17 protein-coding genes and 1 pseudogene are annotated in these 16250 nt (G+C 63.7%); 10 read left to right on the top strand and 8 right to left on the bottom strand.

Features of this window, described 5'->3' with window-relative positions; translation table 11 throughout:
- Positions 1–383: 383 nt before the first annotated feature.
- Positions 384–767: pseudogene (locus FZ983_RS35100) on the bottom strand (DUF4347 domain-containing protein); the annotation flags it as partial.
- Positions 768–804: 37 nt separating this feature from the next.
- Here FZ983_RS35100 and FZ983_RS34800 point away from each other — a divergent pair.
- The 7 genes from FZ983_RS34800 to FZ983_RS20075 all read left to right on the top strand — a co-directional run bounded on the left by FZ983_RS34800 (position 805) and on the right by FZ983_RS20075 (position 6310).
- Entirely contained in the window at positions 805–1032 is a 228-nt protein-coding gene (locus FZ983_RS34800; RefSeq protein WP_247883888.1) for a hypothetical protein, read from the top strand.
- A gap of 1405 nt (positions 1033–2437) precedes the next feature.
- A complete protein-coding gene (locus FZ983_RS20100) occupies positions 2438–3190 on the top strand; it encodes a tail fiber protein (RefSeq protein WP_149225280.1) in 753 nt (250 codons plus the stop codon).
- Complete coding sequence (locus tag FZ983_RS20095; protein WP_149225279.1) at positions 3190–3513, top strand: hypothetical protein; 324 nt, start codon at positions 3190–3192, stop codon at positions 3511–3513. The genes FZ983_RS20100 and FZ983_RS20095 overlap by 1 nt, the downstream gene beginning before the upstream one ends.
- A 112-nt stretch (positions 3514–3625) precedes the next feature.
- Complete coding sequence (locus FZ983_RS20090; protein WP_188092422.1) at positions 3626–4267, top strand: GNAT family N-acetyltransferase; 642 nt, start codon at positions 3626–3628, stop codon at positions 4265–4267.
- A 1-nt stretch (position 4268) separates the two neighbouring features.
- Positions 4269–5060: a 2OG-Fe(II) oxygenase gene (locus tag FZ983_RS20085; protein WP_149225278.1), complete on the top strand. Its 792-nt coding sequence runs from the start codon at positions 4269–4271 to the stop codon at positions 5058–5060.
- Between the two features lie 32 nt (positions 5061–5092).
- Complete coding sequence (locus FZ983_RS20080; protein WP_149225277.1) at positions 5093–5782, top strand: hypothetical protein; 690 nt, start codon at positions 5093–5095, stop codon at positions 5780–5782.
- Between the two features lie 36 nt (positions 5783–5818).
- Complete coding sequence (locus FZ983_RS20075) at positions 5819–6310, top strand: RT0821/Lpp0805 family surface protein (protein WP_149225276.1); 492 nt, start codon at positions 5819–5821, stop codon at positions 6308–6310.
- Positions 6311–6346: 36 nt separating this feature from the next.
- Here the strand turns inward: FZ983_RS20075 and FZ983_RS20070 are convergent, their stop codons facing one another.
- From FZ983_RS20070 to rfbC, 6 genes are all read right to left on the bottom strand, one after another.
- Positions 6347–7057, bottom strand: coding sequence for an acylneuraminate cytidylyltransferase family protein (locus FZ983_RS20070; RefSeq protein WP_247883865.1), 711 nt, complete (start codon positions 7055–7057; stop codon positions 6347–6349).
- Complete coding sequence (locus FZ983_RS20065; RefSeq protein ID WP_149225274.1) at positions 7054–8007, bottom strand: Gfo/Idh/MocA family oxidoreductase; 954 nt, start codon at positions 8005–8007, stop codon at positions 7054–7056. The genes FZ983_RS20070 and FZ983_RS20065 overlap by 4 nt, the downstream gene beginning before the upstream one ends.
- A 124-nt stretch (positions 8008–8131) precedes the next feature.
- Positions 8132–9301, bottom strand: coding sequence for a hypothetical protein (locus FZ983_RS20060; protein WP_149225273.1), 1170 nt, complete (start codon positions 9299–9301; stop codon positions 8132–8134).
- 5 nt (positions 9302–9306) lie between these two features.
- Entirely contained in the window at positions 9307–10158 is an 852-nt protein-coding gene (locus FZ983_RS20055; protein WP_247883864.1) for an SDR family oxidoreductase, read from the bottom strand.
- Positions 10159–10170: 12 nt separating this feature from the next.
- Entirely contained in the window at positions 10171–11142 is a 972-nt protein-coding gene (locus FZ983_RS20050; RefSeq protein WP_149225272.1) for an NAD(P)-dependent oxidoreductase, read from the bottom strand.
- Positions 11139–11705: a dTDP-4-dehydrorhamnose 3,5-epimerase gene (rfbC, locus tag FZ983_RS20045; RefSeq protein ID WP_149225271.1), complete on the bottom strand. Its 567-nt coding sequence runs from the start codon at positions 11703–11705 to the stop codon at positions 11139–11141. The genes FZ983_RS20050 and rfbC overlap by 4 nt, the downstream gene beginning before the upstream one ends.
- A gap of 206 nt (positions 11706–11911) precedes the next feature.
- Here rfbC and FZ983_RS34195 point away from each other — a divergent pair, with 206 nt between their 5' ends.
- Positions 11912–12319, top strand: coding sequence for a hypothetical protein (locus tag FZ983_RS34195; protein ID WP_188092421.1), 408 nt, complete (start codon positions 11912–11914; stop codon positions 12317–12319).
- A gap of 31 nt (positions 12320–12350) precedes the next feature.
- Here FZ983_RS34195 and FZ983_RS20035 read toward each other — a convergent pair whose 3' ends face one another.
- Positions 12351–13910 carry a radical SAM protein gene (locus FZ983_RS20035; RefSeq protein WP_247883863.1) on the bottom strand — a complete coding sequence of 520 codons (1560 nt, stop codon included), beginning with the start codon at positions 13908–13910 and terminating at the stop codon, positions 12351–12353.
- Here FZ983_RS20035 and FZ983_RS20030 point away from each other — a divergent pair.
- The gene (locus FZ983_RS20030) at positions 13897–14109 is read left to right on the top strand and encodes a hypothetical protein (RefSeq protein WP_149225269.1); all 213 of its coding nucleotides are present in this window, start codon (positions 13897–13899) and stop codon (positions 14107–14109) included. The two genes, FZ983_RS20035 and FZ983_RS20030, sit on opposite strands and share 14 nt — an antisense overlap.
- A 34-nt stretch (positions 14110–14143) precedes the next feature.
- Positions 14144–16150 carry a hypothetical protein gene (locus tag FZ983_RS20025; protein WP_149225268.1) on the top strand — a complete coding sequence of 669 codons (2007 nt, stop codon included), beginning with the start codon at positions 14144–14146 and terminating at the stop codon, positions 16148–16150.
- Positions 16151–16250 lie beyond the last annotated feature (100 nt).

Raw genomic sequence — 16250 nt, 5'->3', positions numbered from 1 at the left:
TTATCTGTGTAAACTTTATATGTAGAGCCGGACTCGTGATCCATTTCTGCAGCTAACTGGACAGATGATAGATCAAAAATGTATCCCGGTATCTCTACCGTTACGACAAAGCTATCATTGTTTGTCTGGGTAATAACAGAAAAATGAGTTTGCAAATAATTCGTCGAACCAAGCACATCAAGAGTGCTTGTGCCAGAAACTGTAAACTTCACACCGTATGTATCGCCAGTCGTAGTCCATGTCGCTGTCCGCGTCGGCGCCGAAGGATTCCAGTCGTCCGATCCATTTGCACTATCAAAATCAAAGGTCTCCTGCGTGGAAAGAATATAACCATAGTCGTTGACTGTCCCGACCTCTATGGGCTTTTGTGTTTCGATCTGCCCCTTCTCGGCTTCCAGAGTCCAGTTGCCGCCCAATCTGGCGGTCCCGGTGGCATCCACGGAAGCCGCCACATCGGCTCCGGTCACGGCCGACACCCGGGAAATGAAATCTCGCCCTTCGCCAGTTGCGACATTGCAGCCATACAGCATCAGGTCGCCCTGTTCCGTCAGGGAAGCACCCAGGGCTGCCATATCAGCGGCACGATGCGTTACGGCCTCGCTGTCGAGCGACAACGTTCCGAGATTGATGCTTCCTTCCGACCCATGGCTGACGATGTGAATGGCGTCATAGCCGCTGTGCGTCCGTGCCCATTGGGCAATCTGTGAAAGGCCGTCCCGGTTGGCGTCGAGCACCACCACTTCGACACCGGCCTTTATCCCATCCACCAAGGCGCCGTAATTGGCGACGTTGCTCTCGATAAAGATGACCTCTTTCCTGCCGCCATTCTGTGCAGGCTCGACGGCTCGGACTTCGGTCGGACCGGTTACGGACGATGCATCCGCCACCGCTTGGGCCTGCCACTGGTCGGCGCTGTGGTCGGTGGTGTCGTGGCTGGCGGCGGCGGGATCGGCGCTGTGGTCCGTCGCCGCGTTCGGATCGGCGGTGGCGGCACCGGCCGCGTCGAACATGAAGCGCGGTTCCAGCGCATAAGCCAAGGGTGGACGGGCGGACGGCTTGTGCGCCGCCTGTGCCTCCGTCTTCGAACCGGTCTTCTTCGCCGAACCCTTCACCCGCGTGAACCTGGACTTCATCGCCACACCCGCCAGCAGCCCGAAAAGGGGAGTTATCAAACCAACCTGAGATTACTAAGAAAGAAACTTGCCATTCGCAACATGCGAATATGTGCCGAAATGTAGCACGGAAAGGAATATTATTCCTGCGACATCGCAACTTCCAAACGAGAGGCCGTGAAGGAAGTTCGGCGGCAGAAGCAAGGAGTTCGGCGGGTATCATCCCTATGCGGGAGTGAGGCCGGGCTTTTGCACCGATCCACCGATTTTGGAGAAGAACAGTTAAGGAAGTTTTGCATGCGGATCGTCCGCCGAAGCGGGCCTGCCGGATCGGATGAGGAAGCGTACATACTCCTGCATGTGGTTTTCGAGAAAAACCGCAGAAAATCGCTGTTTTCGGGTGAATTCGCGGGGAAAAAAGCAAAGAACCTGATTTCAGTGGCTCCCAATTCCGGTAAAACATGGGATTTTCGGGCCAAAGTCACGAAAAGAGGGAGGATTGGGGAGGGAAGCAGGTGGTTTCGGGGTGGAAGGGCTACCCATTCTCCCGGGATTTTCCGTTTCCGTCCTTTTTTCACCGGTCGCCGGTGGAGGAAAAAAATCGAGAGTGGGCGGCGTCCTGTGCGACCGGACGGGGCCAGGCGGCGGTTCTTGGCGGTGACTTTTGAAAGACATGATGGGCAGGAGGGCAGGGCAGTCGAATATAAAAATCCTGTTCCTTTCCAAGGAAACCAGTCATCCCCGCGAAGGCGGGAATCCATCCGTTTCAGCCGCTGGATTGCGGAGTCTCCTGGATCCCCGCCTCCGCGGGGATGACGGTCGAAGAAATCCATCAGGTCTTGGCTGTTACATAAGTCTGAGATCAGCACATGCCCCGCTCCGCGAATGAGGCGCGCGGCAAGACTCCAAACCGCGCCGGGCCGGTGCGCGCATTGCGATATTTTGCTGAAACATTATTCTCCGTGGCGGAAATAAAGGCGCGGCCATGGTGCATGACGGTAGCGAACCTGGGGAAAGCCTCTACCCTGCCGCCGACGATTTCTGGTCGGCCATGCGCCCTGGGGAACAATCGATGCGTAGGACACTGGTCAGCTTCTTTCGTGCAGGTGGGCTGTCTCACGGGAAAAAGCTATTTTACGGCCAGCGTCATATGTGTACGATGATCGCAATTCATTACAAAAAAACAAACATTGCGATAAATTGAGACTACGTATCGACTCTAGCAGATTACATTGGTATAGAACGACAACCGGCGGGGAGCAATCTTTAGACCGGTTCCCGTTAATTGTGCATAGCACAAAAATATTCGAAAGAGAGGATTTTCAATGGATCCGATGCTCGGTATGGTGTTCATGGTTCCGTGGAGCTGGGCGCCGATGGATTATGTCCGCTGCACCGGCCAGCAGATGAGCATCCAGCAGTATGCGGCGCTCTACTCCCTGATCGGGACCATCTATGGTGGTAACGGCTCCACCACCTTCAACGTGCCGAACCTGCAATGCCGCATGCCGATGGGCTCTGGTCAGGGCACGATCGGCACCGGTATCGGTGTGCTGAACGTCGGCCAGACCGGCGGCGCCTTCGTCTCCACCCTGAGCCAGGCCAACGTCCCGGTCCACACCCACACCTCCACCTTCACCCCCGGCGGCGCCGGCGGCGGCACCACCATCACCGGCACGGCGAGCTTGCCGTTCAGCACCACCGCCACCCTGCCGACGTCGGTGACCGGCAGCCTCACGCTCGGCGTCTCCACTGCTACCGGCAACAACTCCAACTTCGCCAATGGTGCGCTTCTGGCCAAGCCGAGCCTTGGTACCGGCAGCCCCTATGCAGCCTCGAGCGCCACGGCGGACACGGTGATCGGCGGCACCCAGACCCTCAGCGGCAACGCCACCGGTTCGGTCAGCGGCACCGCGTCCGGCCCGATCACCCTGACCGCCAGCGGCGGCACGGGCGGCGGCACCGTCACGGTCGGCCCGAACGTCGGCGGCGGCGGTACTGCCTTCGGCACCGTGTCGCCCTATCTGGCGCTGAACTTCATCATCGCCATCAACGGCCTCTATCCGAACCGCAACTGATGACCGACCTCAGCCAACTTTCCGCCGCCCTCTTCACCCCCCATCTGAACAGCGTCTTCACCATGACGTCGGAAGAAGGGGTGGTGATCGAGGCGACGCTGACGGCCTGCACGGAAAATGCCAAGGGCACCATGCCCGGCAGCCCGCGCACCGCCTTCAGCCTGTTCCTGGAATGTCCGGCCGACGGGCTGCCCTTCTTCAACGGGGCGTCCTTCACCGTCACCCATCCGCAGATGCCGGCCTTCGGACCGGTCCATATGGAACGGATTCTGTCGGAAGCCGGCGGAGCGGAACGGGCGGTCTTCCAGATCACGTTCAACTGAGGCTGGCGTCACGGTCGGCCGCCGTCTTTCCCCTGGGGGCTCCCCCGGGGGAAGGCGGCGGCCTTCCGCCCTTCATTCCTTTGCCATTCCTTCGCGGAGGATGCGTCGAACCATGTCCGGTTTTTCCGGTTCCTTCCCCTTTCCCGGCAACCTGACCGCCCGCTTCGCCACCGCCGGCGACGAAAGCTTCCTGCTGGATCTGTTCATCGAGGCGCGCCCCTGGCTGGCCTGGGCGCAGGGGAACCCCGATTTCCTGCGCGCGCTGTACGAACAGCAGTACCGGGCGATGCGGGCGGGGCAGGAGATGGTCTATCCCGAACACATCGATCTGGTGATCGAGAAGGCCGGCGACCGTGTCGGCCGGGTGGTGGTCGACCTCGGCTATCGGAACTGGCGGGTGTCGGAATTGCAGGTGCTGGAACGCGCCCGTGGCAAGGGCATCGGGTCGGACGTGCTGCGCGGGCTGCAGGCGGCGGCGACCGGGCCGATGATGGGCATCACCCTGTCCACCCCGATCATCGGATCGTACGGGCGGCAGGTCTACCAGCGGCTGGGCTTCCGCACCACCGGCTACGAACCGCCGCATTTCCATATGGGCTGGCTGCCCCCCGGCCATCCGGAAGCCGACGCGCTGGAAGCCCTGTCCGCCCAGGTGGAGGCCCAGGCCCAGGCCCACATCTCCAGGATGATGGCCATGCAGGCCCAGGCCCACGCCCAGGCCCGGACCGCGGGCGGCGTGAGGGGCGGGGCCTGAGATGCAGTCCCTGCTGGCCGGTGTCACCGCGGCGGACATCCGCACCGATCCCTTTCCCCACATCGTCCTGTCCGACGTTCTGGACGAGGAGACCCACCGGGCGCTGAACGCCGGCTTCCCCGGCTTCGCCCAGATCGGCTGGGCCGACCCGCGCCGTCCGCCGGGCAGCAACCGCCGCTACCAGCTGTCGGCCTCGCTCATCATCAACCATCCGGAGCTGCCGCAGGTGTGGAAGGACTTCGTCCGCCGGCACAGCTCCCCCGAATGGCTGGCCGAGGTGGCGGCGCTGTTCCGCGGCCACTGGCCGGACGGCCTGCTGCGCGCGCTGGGCGGCAGCCTGACCGGACACGGAACGGGACTGATCCTGCGCGACGGCTTCGACCGGGCGCGGATCCTGATGGATGCGCGGGCCGAGATCAACACGCCGGTCACCGGCCCGGCCTCCTCCTCGCGCGGGGCCCATCTGGACACACCGAATCGGCTGTTCACCTGCCTCTATTACCTGCGCCGGCCGGAAGACGACGCCGAAGGCGGCGACCTGGAGCTGTTCCGCTGGAAGGACGGCCGCATCGCCGGCCTGGAGCATTACCAGCTGCCGGCCGACGCGGTGGAGCGGGTGGCCGTCATCCCCTACCGCTCCAACCAGATGGTCATCTTCCCGCAGAGCGCCCACGCCCTGCACGGCGTCGGCATCCGCCACCCCACCCCGCACACCCGCCGATACGTCTTCATCAGCGCCGAGATCGAAGAGGATTGGCTGACGGCAGGGCAGGGGACGGAGCGGGCGGCCTGACCGCTCCGCCACAAAAGCAAGGCCCCCCAGCGATGCGTCTCCTGGTCTACGGCATGCAGTCGAGCGGTGCGACCGCCTTCACCCTGTTCCTGGCCCAGCGGCCGGACTGCCTGGCGCTGGTCGACATCCTCAACAACTACGCCGCCCCGCGGGTGGACACCGAACTGGACATGGTGGTGAAGGCGGTGGTCACCACCGCCTACCCGCTGGAGGTCCACCGGGAGCGCTTCCGCCCCGACCGCACCGTCCTGCTGCTGCGCGACCCGCGCGACACCTACCGCAGCCTGTCGGTCAAGCCCTACCGCAACCATTCCGGCCTGATCGACGAGAAGTTCGCCCTGATCGACGAGGTCTTCGCCGGCCGGGAGGAGCGCTTCGACGCGGTGGTGCATTACGAGGATTTCGTCGCCCGCGATCCCGCGGTGCCGGCCGCGATGACGGCGCTGGGCTGGCCGGTGGACGACGGCTTCTACGACTACCGCCGCCGCCACGACGAGCTGGCCGGCGCCCTGTGGCGGCATGTGCCCGACCTGATGGAGCGCATCGAGTTCGCCTTCGGCAACGTGCAGGGCCGGGCGGTGTCGGAACGGTTTCGCGACAAGCCGCAGAATCCGGATTTGAAGGCCCAGGCGCTGGAGGCGAAGCTGGAGACGCTCTGCCCGCGCCTGCTCGCCCACTACCGGGAGAGGGCGGCTGCACAAACGGCACCGCTTGCGCTATAACCGGGGGACAACCCTCGGAAAAGAAGAGAGCCTCCGATGCGTGCCCACACCCGTTTCACCCGGATCGCCGCCGTCGCGGTGCTTGCGCTGTCCACCACGCTGGCCGGCTGCCAGACCGGTTCGATGGGCAGCAAGGAAGGGTTCGGCACCGTCGGCGGCGCCGTTGCCGGCGGCCTGATCGGTTCACGCTTCGGCGGCGGCTCGGGCAAGCTGGTTGCGGTCGGCATCGGCACGCTGCTGGGCGCCTTCGCCGGGCGGGAGCTTGGCGCCTCGCTCGACCGTGCCGACCAGGCCTATGCCGACCGCGCCGCGACCCAAGCCTACAGCGCCCCCATCGGCCAGCGGATCAGCTGGAACAACCCGCAGTCCGGCAACCAGGGCGTCATCGTCCCGGTGCGCGACGGCTATGACGGGTCCGGCTCCTACTGCCGCGAGTTCCAGCAGACCATCGTCGTCGGCGGCCGAACCGAACAGGCCTTCGGCACCGCCTGCCGCCAGCCCGATGGGTCGTGGAAGATCGTGGGGTAGAGGGGACGGTATGGGGAGCTGGGGGGGCTTAGCCCCTCAGTCTCCCCGCCCCGCCAAGCGTTCCATCAGAATTTCGACGATCTCGAAATCGAACTCGCTGTCGATGTCGAACAGCGTCCAGTCCGGCATGACGTACAGGCGCGTTCCATCCATGTGGACCGGCGCCCCGGCTTCGAAGAAGGCGGCGCGGCTCCACCCATAGATGGACGCGTTCATGTCGAAGGTGGGCGGCGCATCCTGACGGCGGACGATCGGCGGGTCCATCGGCTTGCACAAACGCGGGACACCATCCGGTCCGGTTTCGACCAAGTTGAAGTAGGGGGAGCGTCGCGCCGGGCAGACGGAATAGATGTTGGTGGCTTTGCTGTCCTCCAGCAGGGCCACAGCCTCGCGGATATGCTCCGGGGTACGGAGCGGAGCCGTCGCGTCGAGGTCGAAGAAGCTGTCGAAGCGCAAGCCGGTAAGCCGTTCGACCTCCTGCCCGCAATGGACGATGGCGGGACTCTTGTCCACCGTATCGCTGGCCAGTTCGGCAGGGCGCAGGATCGCCCTTGACGCACCGGCCTCCAATGCCGCCTTGAGGATCGCTTCGGAATCGCTGCTGACGGCAATCTCGTCGAACAGGCCGGTGGCGGCGGCCTGCATCACCGTATGGGCAATCAGCGGCCGCCCGGCCAGGGGGCGCAGGTTCTTGTTCGGAACGCCCTTCGAACCACCGCGGGCACACACGCTGCACAGGCGCTTCATCGATACACCCATCGTTTATCTCGAACTGCCGTCTCGGCGGCGTCAATCATGGCGACGACCTCTTCGGCCTCGCCGATCGAACAGCATCCGTCACCATTGTTCAGCATTGCGTGGTGCTGGGCGATATAGGGGGCATCCAGCGCCGCCGGATCGGCCGATTGGACAAGGCGCCCGTTCTCGCTCAGCGTCGCGGCAACGAGGTCGGCCCGCCATGATCGGCCTTCAGCCGTGTTCACCGCGATCCAGCGCTCTTCCGTTCCATGATCGATATAGCTGAGAGAGATGGAGACGACCGGGCAGCGCTCGGTTTCGGCCAGCAGGATGAAGGCCTCGTCGCTGTCGATCTCCAGGCAGCCGAGATGCCCCCCCAGCGCGGTCAGGCGCCGCCAGCGTCCGAACAGCCAGGTCACATAGTCCAGTTCGTGGCTGAGATCGCGCAGAACGCCGCCGCCCGCTGCCTTGGACGCTGATTCGGTGGCACGATAATCCCGGCCCGCTCGCCAGGATGGCAGCCAGCTGGCAGCGCGCACCTCGACCGTCAGCGGCCTGCAGCCGTCCAAGGCCTCGCGCAATGCAAGAAGGATGGGATCGAAGCGCAGATGGTACCCGACACGGACCGCATTGAAACTTGCTTCAGGAACATGCTCGCCGGCCTGACCCAGCGGCTTCTCGATCAGGATCCGTCCGGTGAAACCCGCAGAATGCAGGGATCGGACGGCCTGATGGTGCAGGCTGGTCTCCGTGCAAACCACGGCATAGTCGGCCGGACCGCAGGCGAGTGCGGCGGCGATGTCGGGAAAGGCGCCGGGCAGCTGCGGCGCCCGGCGGCTCACCACCGCAACCTCAAGCCCCAGGTCGCGGAGCAGGCGGGCGTGGCGTGCGCCGATGGAGCCGTGACCGACGACCAGGGCGCGTGACGGACGGGCAGACGGGGCGGACGGTGGAGACACGGTGTCGGCGGGTCCTGTGCATGCGGGGGCGCTGTGGGAGGCCTTGACGGCGTTCGGATGATAGCGGGTTGGCGGCTATGCGCATGCCTTTTCGGCGTCTTCCGGCATGCTCGGTCCCATGCCCTTATCCCGGCCCCCCGGCGATACGATCCGGATGGGAGGCCGTCAGGGCGCCGAGGTCGTCGAGAATATGGCGGATCACCGTGTCCGGGGCCGTCTGCGCCGGCTCCAGTCGCGAGCGGATCCGCTCCCATGCACGCCGGCGCACCGGTTCCGCGATGGCCGCGGCCAGCCGGTCCGGCAGGTCGGCGGCGGACAGGGCCGCCTCTGCCAAGCCGTCTTGGGCCGGCCACGGCACCGGCAGACCGGTCTCCCGCTCCAGCCTGTCGCGCAGGTCGGCTTCGGTCATCACGAACACCACTCCACCCAGCGGGGTGGGGGAGCGGCGCTGGAGATGGACATGATCGATGCCGCAGGTCGAAAAGCAGGTCGTCACCAGATCGACCGCGCAGAGCGACTGCTCGATCGCCGGATTGGGATCGGCGACAGCCGCCAGCCCCGCAGAGGCGAAGATGCCGAGGCTCCGGCTTCGTTCCGCCGCGCTCTCCTTGGGGTGCGGGCGGTAAACGACGATCGCCGAGGGCAGCCGTGCAGCGAGACTTTGCGCGAGATGGATGATGGAGCGTTCATAGCCCGGCCATTGCCAGGCCGGCTGTCCGTAGAAGCCAACCAGCGGCCACTCCCGATGGGGAAGTGCGGCCCTTCCCGTCCTGCGCAGGGCCGTCGGATCGAGCATCCCGTAATGGCTGTGCTTCAGCGATCCCACGACGACCGTGCGAATGCCGCCGAACCGTTCCCCCTGCCGCCGGGTCCGGTCGGCGGCTCCGGGATCGGCGACGAAATAGGTCGGAGCCGGCCGGCCGAAGCCGGGCACCACCCATCCTTCGAAATCCTGGATGCTGTAGCGCGGCCGATCGACCGCGCAATGGAGCAGCGCTTCGTCGATCCCTGCCCCGGGGCCCGAGAGTCCGGTCACCACGGCGTTCGGATTCTCGCTCTCCAGCAGGCTCCCGGCAGCCTCCAGCAGGGCGTCGCGCCCGGGCGCGTCCGGGGCAGGAAGGGCCGGAAGATCCAGGATGCGGACAGGCAGTCCGGCCGCGGCGAGGATCTCCGCCGCCGGCCCCTGCGCCCAGACGACGGAATCGACCTGCGGATGGGACAGGGCGCAGCGGATCACCGGCACCATCGCCTGGGCCGCTCCCGGATCCCGTGCGGAAAACAGGATGCGGAGCATCCCTGTCACCACGCGCTGAGGCCGCCGTCGACCATCAGGCATTGGCCGGTCACATAAGAGGAGGCATCGGCGACCAGATAGACGACCGTGCCGGCAATCTCGTGGCGGTGGGCCATCCGGCCCATCGGGATTCGTGCGGAGTAGCGTTTGGTGAAGGCTTCGTTCTCTCCGCTGAATACCCCCCCGGGGGCGACGGCGTTGACGCGGATGCCGCGATCGGCCCAGTAGGTGGACAGCCAGCGGGTCAACCCGACGACGCCGGCTTTGCTGGCGGAGTAGATGGCCGGATTGTTGATGGCATAGCCGCGATATTCCGAGCCTTCGTAGATCCGGTTGTCGGATGCCATGACGCCGTAGATCGACGAGGTCTGCACGATGGCGCCGCCGCGGCCCTGCGCCGCCATCTGGCGGCCGACGGCCTGAGCGACCAGGAAGTAGCCGTCGAGATTGATCCCCATGATCCGGCGCCATTCGGAAAGATCGTATTCTTCGAACGGGGCGAAGAACGTACCCGGATCGACGACGGGCGCCACATGGTTGTTGATCAGGAAGTCGATGCCGGCAAACCGCTCCACAGTCAGGCGAACGAGTTCGTTGACGGAGGCTGGGTCGGCGGCGTCGAAAGCCACCGCAGCCACCCGGCCACCATGAGCGGCATCAAGCCGGGCGGCCAAGGCTTCGGCTGCGTCTTGATCAATGTCGGCAACGACCACGCTCGCGCCATGGGCCAGCAAGGCCTCGACGAAGGTGGCGCCCAAAATGCCCGCTCCCCCTGTGACGATTCCGGTGCGGCCGGTCAGGTCGAACAACATGCGGGGATCGAAGTCGAGGAGAGGGGATGGGTCGGGACGCGACATGGAAAACCTTCGTCAGCTTGCGGATACCGGTGGGTAATGGCGGGTGGCCACGGTCTTATCGACACTGTGCCCATAAAAGAGGGCCACACTGTCCCAGGCGGCGCTTTCCGACCATCCGAGGGTGGAGCCATCGATTCGGTCGGTATTGATGCGAACAGCCGGCTCAATGAACTCCGTCTGCTCCAGCAATTCCAACGGGCAATCCAGCGCCAGGCGCGGCGCCAGTTCGCGGGCGAAGCGCTGGGCAAAGGCGCCCTGGGTTTCGACGTAGCCGCTGGGATTCAGCTTCGCTACCCCTTTGCTGCCGGCGATCTGTTCGGCAAACCTGGCATAAGCGCATGCCAGAAGGCTGACATGGATATTGTCCCGAACATAGAGCGGGGTGCGGACGCGCGGAACCTCCCCACGCTGCCAGCATCCCACCAGATATGCGCAAAAGCGCGGTTCCTCGAACGGACCGAAAGGGTTGGCAATGACGAACTTTCCTAATGGAGCGCCAAGAACACTGCACCAATAATCAAAAACCTGTGCAGTTAGTCCTTTGGACAAACCATAAGGGGAGAAGGCACGCAACGGGGCATCGCCTGCACCTTCATTTTGTTCGAATACACTGCCGGTCAACACGACGCCGCGCAGTCCATGTTTGAGCAGGATGCGCAACGTCTGGGGCAACGCGAAGCTGTTTTCCGCCATTGCTCCGGCGATATCGAAGTCGGAGCTGCGATAGTCCCCGACGTGGGCCGCGTGATGACACAGCAGATCCCACCTGCCGTCGGCAAGTTCAAGGAAACGGGTTCCGCCGAATGGACAGTCCCAGACGATCTCCGCAACGCGGGCCAACTCGGAGACACGCATGCCGCGCAAGCCGTCATAGTCGGCGGCAGAGCGCCGCAGGGGAGTTGTCACCTCGTGCCCCGCCGCGCTGAGTGCCCGGGCAAACCAGAGGCCGGTGAAGGAACTGGCCCCGGTCAGCAGAATCCTCACAACAGCCCCCGCAACCGCTCAACACCATGAAAGTCCGGATCGAAATCCGGCCAGCTTCGATCCTTGACCGACATTTCGGTTGGCGGCAACGGCCAGTCGACGGCGAATTTCGGGTCGTCGAAGCGCACTCCGCGTTCGTTTTCGGGGCTGTAGGCCTCGCTTACCAGATAGATCACCTCGGTCTCATCGGCCAAGGTGAGAAAAGCGTGGGCACAACCGCGGGGAACATACATCATCGAACGGTTCTCCGCGCTCAGCTCGGCTCCAAACCACCGCCCATAGCTGGGCGAGTCAGGCCGCAAGTCGAGTATCACATCATAAAGAGCCCCGCGGATGCAGCGGATCAGCTTGATCTCCGCGACCGGTGCCAACTGATAGTGGAACCCGCGCAACGTGCCCGCCTTGCTGGTCACCGAATTGTTAAGCTGAGCCACCGAGATGGGCCAGCCGGCCTCGCCGAATTCCCGTTCGCAGAACATCCGGGCGAAGAATCCGCGCTCATCCCCACGTTTCTCCAGTTCGACGAGGCAGGCTCCGGTCAGCGGCGTGGCGTGGAACTTCATGATCCTCTCACGGCTTGGCGATAGGCTGGGGCAACGGGACCCGGAACGAGGGCAAAAGCAGTCCGGCGGCAAGTGCCGTCCGGAACTTGCCCCAAGCCGCAGGCCGCCAGAAGCGGATTCTGTGTGCGGTCATCGAATTTGCCGGCCGCTTTGGTCTCGTCTAGAAAAAATGCCAACGGCCGATAACCGGAAAGGAAGGGTGCAGCATGATGCGGGTCCTAAATGATGTGGCTCATCTGCCGACGACTGTCCCGCTGTTTGTATTCGGCGCCGGACAGGGAGGGCGTCTGGTTGTCCAGGCCATCCAGCGCCGGCCGCAGATGCGGATAGAGGCTGTGATCGATACATATAAGCGTGGTGAGGTTGACGGCATTCCCGTCATCACGCCGGCTGAGTTCTTCAAACGTGCCGAACCGGACACGCCGGTCGTGATCGCCAGCATGTATATGGACGAGATCAAGCTCCAACTGGTGGCTCACGGCATCCGAAACCTTTACAATCTCTATCCCTTCGTCCGCAACCAACTGGCGGAAGCCCGCTACAGGAGGGACCGGCTTCGTGCCGCCTCGGTTCTGGCGGTCGCGGTGGCTGCAGCGTGGTTTTTGGCTGGTTGACCAAACAGCCCCCATCCGCCCGCACGACCGCTCAGGAGCCCTCTGAAACAGCCGCCTCGATGAAATCATTGCTTTCCGCGGCGTTCATACCCTTCTTGTAGCGGACGAATTTCGAATCGTTGACCCGTTCCCAGGCACCGCGCCGGATGTCTTCCAGTTCCGCCGGCGGAACCAAGGTGTTGACCATGCTGGCCCGGCTCCAATTCAGCCGGTCGGGATCGTATTCTTCCGACAGGTGGCCGCCGGCGATGGCCATATCGAACAGCCGGGTTCCCGGCAGCGGGATCACCAGCATGAAGCTGGCAGCGTCGAGACCACAGTCGCGGTGCCATTGCGCCATGGCGATGGTGGCCTCGATTTCCTCCCTCGTCTCGTCGGGATAGCCGATCATGTAGTTGCCGGTGACCCCAAGGCCATGATCCTTGCAGGCGCGGATCAGGCCTTCGATGTCGCAGCGTTCCACATTCCATTTGGAGGAGGCATAGCGGGAAATGATCCGCTGAGAGGCTGATTCGAACGGCAGGGCAACCTGCTTGAATCCCGATTCGACGAGCAGTTCGATCAGTTCGACATCCGGTTCCAGCCGATTACCGGTGCCGCTCTTGCGCAACAGATGGATGATGTTGACGCCGTTGACGTCGAAAATCTCAAAACCTGACGTTCGGACGTTGCGGATCAGATCGATGCCACGCCGTTTCATGCCGAACAGGGAATCATCCTCGATGAAAACCTGCTTTACGCCGAGATCGCGCAGGCGGTCGAGTTCGGCCATGACCCGCTCGGTCGATTTGACGCGGAACTTGCCAATGGGGCCGGAGACGTCGCCATCCGCCTCGCCAGAGATGTGGCAGTAGCTGCACGTGAAGACGCAGCCCAGAGACGTCATCATGGAGGCGTAGCGGAGTTCCTGCCCCTCCTTGAAATGGCCGCCATGCGGACGGGCGATTTTCCAGTACCGTTCATTGGGCAGCAGTTCCCATGCCGGGATCGGCAACTCGTCCAAGTTCCAGACGATGTCGCCGGCCGAAGCCGGGGTCGACAGAATCCGATCGCCCGCCATGAAAGCGAGGCCGGAGATTGCCCCCCAGTCCCTGTCACCGCGGCGAACGGCGTCGGCAATGGCGACGATCGTGCGCTCCGCCTCCGACAAACAGACGAGATCGACACCGGCGGCGAAGAATACCTTCAGCCGGTTACGCGCATTCACACCACCGGATACCACCAGCTTATCGGGAAAGTGCCGCTTGATGAGCCGCACCGTCGACAGGACCATCGTCTCCTGATCGGTGAAGATGGATGTGATGCCGATAATGTCCGCGTCGGCAACCTCCTCCAGGATTCTGTCTTCGGAAACCCCTGTTCGCAGCAGGCCGCTCGGCAGGTTGCTGGAGCGGTAGAAGACCTGGTCCAGATCGTCCTTCACATTGCCGACGCAGGCGTCGAACACACGCACCTCGATCCCGGCCTGCAGCAAGGCGCCCCCCAGGCTGGGATAGGCGAGAGAGCCATTGGGCTTGCACATGTAGCCGGGCCATGCCTGATGCGGCGGATAGAGCAGAAGAACTTTGGGAGCTCTGATGGCTTCCGACATGGCGCTCTTTCACTGCAAGCTGTTTCACGGATCGCCGCAGGGCGTCCTGGAGTATGCTAAATTCATCAAGATGCAGCCGCAAGGGGCAGCGGGCAATAGCCTTGCCGGCAAAGATGCGCGTTTCTTTTCCAGTTTCCCTCTTGCCGCTTCGCCGCCTCTTCTTTTATTTTTTCCGGCTACTCGGCTTGTTCGGAAATGAAAAATTGATGCCGCCACAAGGAGATATAAAACATTTGAGAGAAAGCCAAAACAAATTCAAAAAAAGCACCAACGCCAATCGCAAGAAGTCAGTTATACTGAACGTCTATGAACAGACGCATTTTCGCGAGATGTCCAGAGTTGTAAAACTGCTTCTGGATGATGGAACATTCACCCCTGTCGTGCATTTCGGATGCCCTTATCCTTTCCTTTTTCAGGACATGCAGAGCGCGCTTGAAATGGGGGTGGTAAGTTTCTACACCTCCGGCACTGCAGTTGCATCGGATGGCGCGCAGACGGCCGGCCCACTTGCCCGGCATGCGGCAGCCTGCCCGGGGGGCTTCGACGGGGTGCATGCCGGAAGTGTCCATGAGGTGGATGCAGAACATTCCGCCCCATGCGCCGATCTGGCCAACGGCTGGCAGATCGGCACCCCTGGCCCCGGAGGCGCCGTACGCGTTTCAGGCGAGACGGACTCGGACGAGACACACTTCCTGCGTTGGCGCCAGTTGCGCGCGGCAACCGGGGAGAGCAGGCTCCAGAAAAGACTGGGGGACGTGGATCGCTTCGCCGGTTCACGGCTGCGGCTGAGGCTGCGGGCACGGGCTGACCGCCCGCTGGCGGTCAGGATCTGCCTGCAGCAATATTACGGAGACGGGCTGCCACCCGTTCACACACAGGATCGCTATGTCCTGCTGTCGCCCGATTGGACATCGCTCACCGCCGACTTCGACGTCCCGCCCGTATCCCGCCGGCGATTGGGAAAGAACGCCAATCTGATGCTCCGCGTCCACTTCCCGGGGTGGGGCGTGTTCCAGGCCGATCTCCTGGCAGTGACATTCGACAAGGGTTCCGGTGGTCGCACCCTCCTGGCGCCGGATGCTGGTCCCCAGGCCTCCGATCGCCCCTGGGTTCTTCCCTGGAGGCGCTTCGCAGGGGAAATTTTCCGCCTGTGGCGTCTCAAGCGAGCAGTGGCGGCCATGCTGCGCAAGACGGATGCCCGCGCTTTGCTGTTTCCGGAAGACAATCCCAGCTATGCCACCGGCATTCCAATCCGTGTCGGGCATGCCCATGGCGTACCGTCGATCGTCCTTCCCTATACCATCGCGACGGCCCTGGAGCCGGCCAGTGTGCTGGAGCGTGACCCTCGCCATCGGCCGGGACCGGTCGGGTGCAGCCTGCTGCGTTTGTGCGGCGGTCAATGGCTTTACGAACATGGCGGTTCGATGATGAGCCGCCTGCCCATTCCCGAAGCCCTGGCCCTGCAATGGACAGGCGGGGCCCCGGACCGCCCCTGGATCGCCCACAGCGGCGATGCGGACGTGATCGCCGTGGAAAACGCTGCGATGGCCGACCATTACCGCCGCGAGGGCCTGAGTGGCGCCCGGCTGGTCGAGGTCGGGGCCTTGTATGACGATGTGCTGGCACAAGGCATGCGCAATCGGGAGAAAGGACGTGCCCTGCTGGCCCGATCGTTCGGCCTGCCGGCGGACCGGCCGCTGCTGCTGTGCGCCCCGCCACCCGACGGCCATCATCGCGGCGGCCATCGTTGCGAATTCGCGACCTTCGACGACCTCATCGAGTATTGGGCCGAGCGGCTGGCACAGGTGAAGGACTTCGGCATTCTGGTCTGCCCTCATCCTACGGCCATCGATCGGCACTTCGTTCCCTTCCGGGAGCGGGGGATCGCCGTGGCGACAGGATGGGACACCGCCCGGCTGGTACCGCTGTGCGACCTCTATGTCGCTTCGGTGTCGGCGACCATCCGCTGGGCGATCGCCTGCGGACATCCGGTCTTGAATTATGATGTCTACCGCTACGGCTATACCGATTTTGCCGGCGTGCCAGGGGTGATCCGGGTGGAAGGGCGCGATGCCTTCGCCGGGCAGATGCGGCGCATGACCTCGGATCCCGCCTGCCTGGCGGAGCTGGCACGCCTGCAACGACAGGAAAGCCGCCGCTGGGGGCGGTTGGACGGACAGGCGCAGACCCGCCTGCTGGCTCTTCTCAACCGCATGACGGTGCACGACCGCCCCGATTGATCGGGGAAATCGGCATGCATTGCCCCGTATCTCCGGATTTGCGAACCGCGCACCCCGGTCTCATACTGCGCGCGCCATGCGCATCGCCGCGGAACTGTCA

This window comes from Azospirillum sp. B21 (assembly GCF_008364825.1).
Classification (GTDB): Bacteria; Pseudomonadota; Alphaproteobacteria; order Azospirillales; family Azospirillaceae; genus Azospirillum.
The sequence above is the reverse complement of the archived record's forward strand: the minus strand, read 5'-3'. Positions and strand labels throughout refer to the sequence as shown.